Annotated in this window: 6 protein-coding genes; 2 read left to right on the top strand and 4 right to left on the bottom strand. The window is 54.3% G+C overall.

Annotated elements, in window-relative coordinates:
- Positions 1-326 precede the first annotated feature (326 nt).
- The gene (locus RI563_RS09950) at positions 327-1,907 is read left to right on the top strand and encodes a PAS domain-containing methyl-accepting chemotaxis protein (protein WP_310694226.1); all 1,581 of its coding nucleotides are present in this window, start codon (positions 327-329) and stop codon (positions 1,905-1,907) included.
- 15 nt (positions 1,908-1,922) lie between these two features.
- Here the strand turns inward: RI563_RS09950 and RI563_RS09945 are convergent, their stop codons facing one another.
- Positions 1,923-2,135 carry a helix-turn-helix transcriptional regulator gene (locus tag RI563_RS09945; protein WP_310694225.1) on the bottom strand — a complete coding sequence of 71 codons (213 nt, stop codon included), beginning with the start codon at positions 2,133-2,135 and terminating at the stop codon, positions 1,923-1,925.
- Positions 2,136-2,255: 120 nt separating this feature from the next.
- Between RI563_RS09945 and RI563_RS09940 the strand changes: the two genes are divergently transcribed.
- Positions 2,256-2,705: a carbon storage regulator gene (locus RI563_RS09940; protein WP_310694224.1), complete on the top strand. Its 450-nt coding sequence runs from the start codon at positions 2,256-2,258 to the stop codon at positions 2,703-2,705.
- Between the two features lie 517 nt (positions 2,706-3,222).
- Here the strand turns inward: RI563_RS09940 and RI563_RS09935 are convergent.
- The 3 genes from RI563_RS09935 to ubiB form a co-directional block, all read right to left on the bottom strand.
- Positions 3,223-3,651: an SMI1/KNR4 family protein gene (locus RI563_RS09935; protein ID WP_310694223.1), complete on the bottom strand. Its 429-nt coding sequence runs from the start codon at positions 3,649-3,651 to the stop codon at positions 3,223-3,225.
- Positions 3,652-3,787: 136 nt separating this feature from the next.
- Positions 3,788-5,230 carry a GGDEF domain-containing protein gene (locus RI563_RS09930; protein WP_310694222.1) on the bottom strand — a complete coding sequence of 481 codons (1,443 nt, stop codon included), beginning with the start codon at positions 5,228-5,230 and terminating at the stop codon, positions 3,788-3,790.
- A 223-nt stretch (positions 5,231-5,453) separates the two neighbouring features.
- The gene (ubiB, locus tag RI563_RS09925; protein WP_310694221.1) at positions 5,454-7,112 is read right to left on the bottom strand and encodes a ubiquinone biosynthesis regulatory protein kinase UbiB; all 1,659 of its coding nucleotides are present in this window, start codon (positions 7,110-7,112) and stop codon (positions 5,454-5,456) included.
- Positions 7,113-7,153: the final 41 nt, after the last annotated feature.

Here is a 7,153-nt window from a genome sequence, read left to right as displayed (position 1 = left end):
TGGGAAACCCGTAGCGCCGCTCCCAGATGCGCAGGGTATCGCGCCCGATCCCGGTATCCCGCTCGACCACCCCGATGGGATGGAAAACCTCATTGTCAGCCATGTTATTGCCTCAGGGTCGGATTAACGTTCATAATAGCTCATTTTGTCCTAGACAATATGGTTTTTTTTGATTAACCTCTAGACATGCGGGTCATTGTGCAGCCCTCGGCCGGTCATCCCCGTCCAGCAGAGCCGTTCGTGACAGCCGACCTGCCAGGTCTCTTCGAAACAGGGGACGTCATCTGGCGAAATAGACAGCAAGCTTTCATTGTCTGGAGAGCAGAGTGAAAAAGAACTTACCCATTACCAATAATGAATACGACTATCCGGCGGATGCCAATATTCTGTCGACGACCAACCTGAAAGGTGCCTTCAGCTATTTTAACCATGAGTTTCTGGAGATAAGCGGCTTTGAGCCTGAAGAGCTGATGGGCAAGAACCACAATGTGGTCCGACACCCGGAGATGCCGCCAGCCGCGTTTGAAGACCTGTGGCAACACGTCAAATCAGGTGAATCATGGATGGGCATGGTGAAAAATCGCCGCAAGGATGGGGATCATTACTGGGTCGATGCCTTTGTCACACCGATCGGCAAAGAGGGTCAAATTGTCGAATATCAATCCATAAGAACCAAGCCCAAACGCGAACATGTTGAGCGAGCGGAAAAAGTCTACAAGCCATTAATGGATGGGAAGGTTCCGGGATATGTCAAAGGTAAACGACTTCCGCTCTGGGGACGGCTTGCCGGCGCTGTCAGTTTTGTCTGGCTGGCGGGGATGCTGGCCCTGAGTTTAACGGCCGGTCTCGATATGGTCAGCGCCATGCTGGCGTGGCTGGGATTCAGCATCGCAAGCACAGCGGTCATCGGGTTTTTGATGCGGCCGATGAACAAGGCGATCAATGCGGCGAAGAAAGTCTATGACAATCCGCTGGCACGCTGGATCTATACCGGGCGCAATGATGAGGCCGGACAGATTCTGCTGGCACTGAAAAAACTGGAGTCCTCAACGGGCGGGATCGTCGGGCGTATAGCGGACACCTCCAACACGCTCAAAAACAGCTCGGATGAATTGATGTCGAGCATGCGAACAAGCCAGGAGACCATCGAGCAGCAGTATTCCGAAACGGATCAGGTGGCAACCGCCCTGAATGAAATGACCGCCTCGATCCGCAGTGTAGAGGAGCGATCGAAACAAACCGCCGAAGCGGCCAATGAAGCGCATACCGAAACAGAAAAAGGTCAGCAGGTGGTGAATGAAACAACCCGATTCATCAACGACCTTTCCGCAGAGGTACAAAATATTGCTGAAGTAATTACGCAGCTGGAACAGGATAGTAAAGAAATCAGCAGTGTCGTGGATGTGATTCAGGGTATCGCCGAGCAGACCAATCTGCTGGCACTGAATGCCGCGATTGAAGCGGCCCGCGCCGGGGAACAGGGACGTGGGTTTGCCGTGGTTGCGGATGAGGTGAGAAGCCTGGCTTCGCGAACCCAGGAATCAACCAGTGTGATTCAGGAGACAATCGAAAAGCTGCAAAGCGCCTCCAAACATGCGGTTGACGTTATGGGCAAGAGTCGGGAACAGGCAGACAGTACCGTGGCCCAGGCTCAGGAGGCCAGCAAATCGCTGCAGGCGATTATGGAATCTGTTGATTCCATCACCGATATGAGCGCACAGATATCATCGGCGGTCACGGAACAGACCACGGTGGCCGAAGAGGTTAACCAGAGTATCACCCGAATCCGCGATGTCGCCGAGCAGAATGTGGCCACCTTCAACCAGAGCGAGGCGTCAAGCAAGGAAGTCAATGCAGTTGCTGGTGATCTGCAGGTTCTGGCGGAGCAGTTCTGGGCCAGAAAGTAAGTCGCTTGTCCGCGGCTACAGTTCAAACAGCTTCGCGACCGGGACCTCCAGCGCCGTGGCCAGTTTTTCGATACTGTCCACGGTAATGCTTTGCTCGGCCCGCTCGACCGTGCCGATGTAAGTCCGGTGCAAATTACTGGCCACGGCCAGATCCTCCTGGGACCAGCCTTTTTCGCGGCGCAGTTCGCGCACGCGCCGGGCAAGTAATTCTCTGGCGGATAGGGACATGGAGCAAGTCTAAGTAAATGCATATAATTCATCGACCTACTATCAGTAGACAGACGATAGATAGCATTCTATACTGATTGTGACTTGAAGGACATCAGGAAATGGAAAGGAGGCCATGCGATGCTGTTACTGTTTCGAAAACCCGGGCAATCGATCACCATACAGCCCGCGCCGGAGGTAGACCTGACGGCGCCACTGGGCACTGTCTTCGAAAACGGGCCAATCCAGGTACGGGTCAACCGGATCATCGAAAACGAGGTGAAGCTGGGCATTCAGGCGCACCCGGATCTGATGATCCTGCGCGAGGAAATCAGCCCGAACTACCCGCCAGCGCCACCGCCCTCTCCCTCCGGCTTGATGGAAGGCCAGATCCGAACCATCCTGGCCCGAAATATCAGCCATTATCGCCACGCGCGCCAGTGGAGCGCGCAGCAACTCGCCGAGCAGGCCAATCTGCCGCTGACCACGCTAACCGCCATGGAGCAGGGAATCGGCACAATCACCCTGGACGATCTGGATCGGGTCGCTCTGGCACTGGGGATCGGCGTGGCCGAGCTGTTGCGCGAATAAGCGCAGATAGTCGGTTTTGCAAATCCTGCCGTATAAGGACGCCGCCTGTCGGGCTGCAGGGAGTATCTGTAGGGAGTTCGGCGAGGCAACATGAATCGGCGGCCCCGGGCATTGGGATGCATGCAAGCGTGTGGCGGTAAACCTGCAAAGTTACAGCGGGTTTCGTATTCGCTGTTGTCGGTTTTTGTTGGAAGCTTTGTGTGTTTTACCACTCCATTCTGTCAACAAGATCCGTATTTTCGGGTTGATCACCGTCGAGACTCTCAACGCTTACGGATAAAATATGGCCTGACCTGGAAACATAATGCTTCTGGCAGGCTATAACAATTTCTTTCATTTCCCCGTTAGTGAATACACTTAATAGGAAATTTCGTTATCCGGGACATAAGCTTGAAGGTGACTTTATATCTACAGGTCATGTTACTTCTTGCCTGATAAGTTAGAGGTTTTGGTAAAGACCCTGCCGGAACTTATGCCTGTCATCCGCGGAGAAAGCGTATCCTTCTTATAGTAAGATTCAATTTCTGCCTGTCCATACCTGTTCAATCCAGTTGGCCAGATCGGGCCACTTTTCATCGCTTGAACCGTCATGCGACCAGAATAATACCTGGCCCGATTCATCCATACAGTAGTAGTCGCCATTATCTTCAGCAATTGGAATTAAATGTCCCGGGATGCTCATCTCCCAGGCCGCTTTTGCTAGAAGCACAATGTAGGTATTGTCTGAATTAGTCGGGATCGTTGCCTGCTCCAGCACGCCATATATAACGTTACTGGCCTCTTCCAGGTATTTTCTGTAGTCCGGATGGAAGTTGACGCCCAGTTCGTTTTCTGCTGATTCAATTTCTGTTTCATCAGGTAGCAGCAATGGCATTGGCACCGGCTCATTAAGGCTACTGAGTTTGGTGATTGTTTCATTTATAGTTTTATATAGCAGTTTGTCCAAAACCTCATGGAGTCAGGTTTGAACTTTGCTCACTAAAAGTCAAAAAGCAAGACCTGACCTCGTCAAATTGAGCAAATTATTGAAGCCGAACTGATCGGGTATTCGTGTGCTGACAATCGCTTGAGCGTGTTGTATCTCAATTGTCAGCCACAACGATACGGTTACGCCCATGATGTTTCGCCGCGTACATGGCGTTGTCGGCCCGGGCAATAAAGTCATCGGCACTCTCGTTCGATTGGAGTGTCGCAAGTCCGGCAGAGAATGTCTGGTCACGGGGCACAACATGACGCATGCGCTCCAGTACAATATGCGCTTGTTCAGAATCTGCATCCGGGAAAAGGATGAGGAATTCCTCGCCACCGATTCGGGCCACGACATCGGTAGAGCGTAGCACCTCGCGCCAGCCCGTTACGAGTTGCTTCAACAGGGTATCACCGGCCTGGTGCCCGTAGGTGTCATTGAATTGCTTGAAGTGGTCCAGATCGGCGAAGGCAAGACTCAGATTAGTATGGCTGCGGGTGGCACGGGCTATCTCACGTTTTAACTCATAATCCAGTTGCCGGCGATTGACGGCACCGGTGAGTGGATCGATATGTGACAGATCTTCGAGCACCTCGGCTTGCCGGTGAGTCTCACGTAGCAAACCGGCCATACGGTGCATCACCAGAAGGAATAGCAGAATCGATGCGATAGCGGCAACCCGGACAATTTCGAACTGTGTTCCGGAGGTGATCAAAATCACCATTGGCACGAGTACCGAGGCGGCGCCAAGTACCAGAAGGCGCCGGCGGGATAATTCAGCGCGGGAGGCGCTCGGATCTGGTTCAACCGTGGCGGAGGGATGCCAGGCCGCCGCTATGAATAACGCGTAGGCGATCAGCCACAGGCCATCCGTTAAGCCGCCAGGTGCGTACCAGCCAACCGAGTTGCCATGAGCGTAAAGGAGATCGGCGGTAAAGTAGGCAAACCAGCCGACAAGCAACAGGCGATGAGCGGTTATCTGAGTACGGTGAAGGAAGACCAGGCGCAGGATCAGGGGTAGCAGGATCAGATCGGCGACAGGATAGGCAGCGGAAATGAACAGCTGCAGCAAAGTGAGATCCGGATCATACACATAGGGCGCAATCAGCAATGCCCAGCTGAGCACGGCGGCCGATATCCCGACGATCAGCGCATCGCTCAGTGCGCCATCGTCGCGAATGCTCTGGCTTCCGAGCAGCCACAGCGATGCCGCAAACAGCGGATAGGCCACCAGATAAAAAATGTCGGCCAGCGATGGAAAGGGTTCAAGGCCATAAAGATCGAGCCAGTACCAGATTGCATGTCCTATCGCGCATAGCGCAAGCCCGCCAGCCAGAAGCAACCAGGCGTAAGGAAAAAACAGTGGGCGTCGTCGCACGGCGAACGCAACAGCGACAGCGGCAAATACACTGGCCGCGACATAGATACTGCTGGTAAATGTTCCGTAGGGTAATGCGACATACAGGGCAAAAAGTAGCAGCGCTATACCCGTCAGAACTTGCCAGGTATGCTCGTTACTCAGCACTGGTCGGCCACCGGGCTTGATGTTCTGTCGCATCTTATATCCTGCGTGGTCCGGGTTGACGGACCAGACTGCGTTTTTTTGTGGCTGTATCTCATGGTCGTTCTTGCGCTCGGGGGAAATACAAAGATATAACTTGAATAGCGCGGCCCTTTGCTTCTCTTCTTTGAGCAGTGATGTATAAAAGATTACGTGCTTCTGTTACGAGTTGTATACCCTGGCGTTATATCCAGAGTATGGGAATTGGAAACGCCGGCAACTAATCGTCCCGATAATCCGGCCAGGCTGCCAGCAGGATGATGATGCCCACGGCGCCCATGACCCAGGAATAGACCGGCAGGTTGCCGAGCATGGGTTTGGCGTAGCCGTCGAGCGCGGCGAGGATGGTGGCGGAGAGCAGCAGGCTGCCGCCGACGATGGCACCCCAGGTGCGGCGGTTGGCACGGCGCATTTCACTGCGCAGCTGGCGCATTTGTTTGTCATGCAATTCCACCTGCAGGTTGCCTTCCTTGGCCTGTTGCAACACGTCGTAAGCCATATTGGGCAGTTGTGGCATGCGCTCGGCCCACATTGGGAAGTTGATGCGCAGGTGTTTGATAAAGGCTTTGGGACCAATCTGTTCGCGGATCCAGCGTTCCAGGAACGGTTTGGCGGTTTTCCACAGATCCAGTTCCGGGTAGAGCTGGCGACCGAGGCCTTCGACATTCAGCAGGGTTTTTTGTAACAGTACGAGTTGTGGCTGTACTTCCATATTGAAGCGCCGTGCGGTCTGGAACAGGCGCAGCAGCAGGTGGCCGAACGAGATCTGGCTCAGGGGTTTGTTGAAAATCGGCTCGCAGACGGTGCGAATGGCCGCTTCAAACTCATCAATGCGGGTATCGCGATCGATCCAGCCCGAATCGATGTGCAGCTGGGCGACCCGGCGATAATCGCGGTTGAAAAAGGCGTGGAAGTTTTCGGCCAGATAGCGCTGATCGCTGGGATTGAGGGTGCCCATAATGCCAAAGTCCACCGCCAGGTATTGTCCTTCGTTGGAGACGAAGATGTTGCCGGGGTGCATGTCGGCATGGAAGAAGCTGTCGCGGAAGACCTGGGTAAAGAAAATTTCCACGCCGTGCTCGGCCAGCGCCTTGAGGTCGATATTGGCCTGACGTAGCCGGTCGATATTGCCAATCGGAACCCCGTCAATGCGTTCCATGACCATCACCTCTCGCCGGCAATAGTCCCAGTAGACCTCCGGTACATACAGCAGTGGCGAGTCGATAAAATTGCGCCGCAATTGCGAGGCGTTGGCCGCTTCGCGGGTCAGGTCCAGTTCATCGAGAATGGTTTTTTCGAACTCGCTGACCACATCCACGGCATGCAATTGACGACCGAGCGCCCAGTAACGTTCGAACGCGCCGGCGAACAGATACATGAGGCCAATATCACGCCGGATGACGGGCAGGATGTCCGGGCGCAATACCTTGACCACGACTTTCTGGCCATCATGCAGCGTGGCGCCGTGGACCTGGGCGATAGAGGCAGAGGCAAAGGGTGTCGCGCCGAACTCGGCAAAGATGGCATCGATTGGCTGGCCCAGATCGCGTTCGATGATGCTGCGCGCCAGTTGATCGGAAAACGGCGGGACCTGATCCTGAAGCCGGGTCAGTTCATCGGCGATATCATCGGGCAGCAGATCACGGCGGGTCGAGAGGATCTGCCCGAACTTGATAAAAATCGGACCGAGATCTTCGAGGGCCAGACGCACACGCTCACCGCGCGGCTGCTTGCGCTGCCACCACAACCAGGGCATGAAGATCTTGAGAATCCGGAAGGGGCGAAACAGCGGTGTATTGAGCACCAGCCCGTCCAGCCCGTGACGCATCAGCACAAAGCTGATGTAAAACAGGCGAAAGAACTGACTAATCGGTTTCATGCGCAGGCCGAACAAAAATCAAATCAATCCGCATTGTACGG

This window comes from Thiohalophilus sp. (genome assembly GCF_031581315.1).
In the GTDB taxonomy this organism is placed as follows: Bacteria; Pseudomonadota; Gammaproteobacteria; order UBA6429; family Thiohalophilaceae; genus Thiohalophilus.
Note: the sequence above shows the minus strand (reverse complement) of the source record. Positions and strands in the feature narration are given on the sequence as shown.

What these genes read in the sequence shown, in the direction of transcription:
- RI563_RS09945 (WP_310694225.1), bottom strand. Translation starts at nt 2,135, where the DNA reads ATGTCCCTATCCGCCAGAGAATTACTTGCCCGGCGCGTGCGCGAACTG.
- RI563_RS09940 (WP_310694224.1), top strand. Translation starts at nt 2,256, where the DNA reads ATGCTGTTACTGTTTCGAAAACCCGGGCAATCGATCACCATACAGCCC.
- RI563_RS09930 (WP_310694222.1), bottom strand. Translation starts at nt 5,230, where the DNA reads ATGCGACAGAACATCAAGCCCGGTGGCCGACCAGTGCTGAGTAACGAG.
- ubiB (WP_310694221.1), bottom strand. Translation starts at nt 7,112, where the DNA reads ATGAAACCGATTAGTCAGTTCTTTCGCCTGTTTTACATCAGCTTTGTG.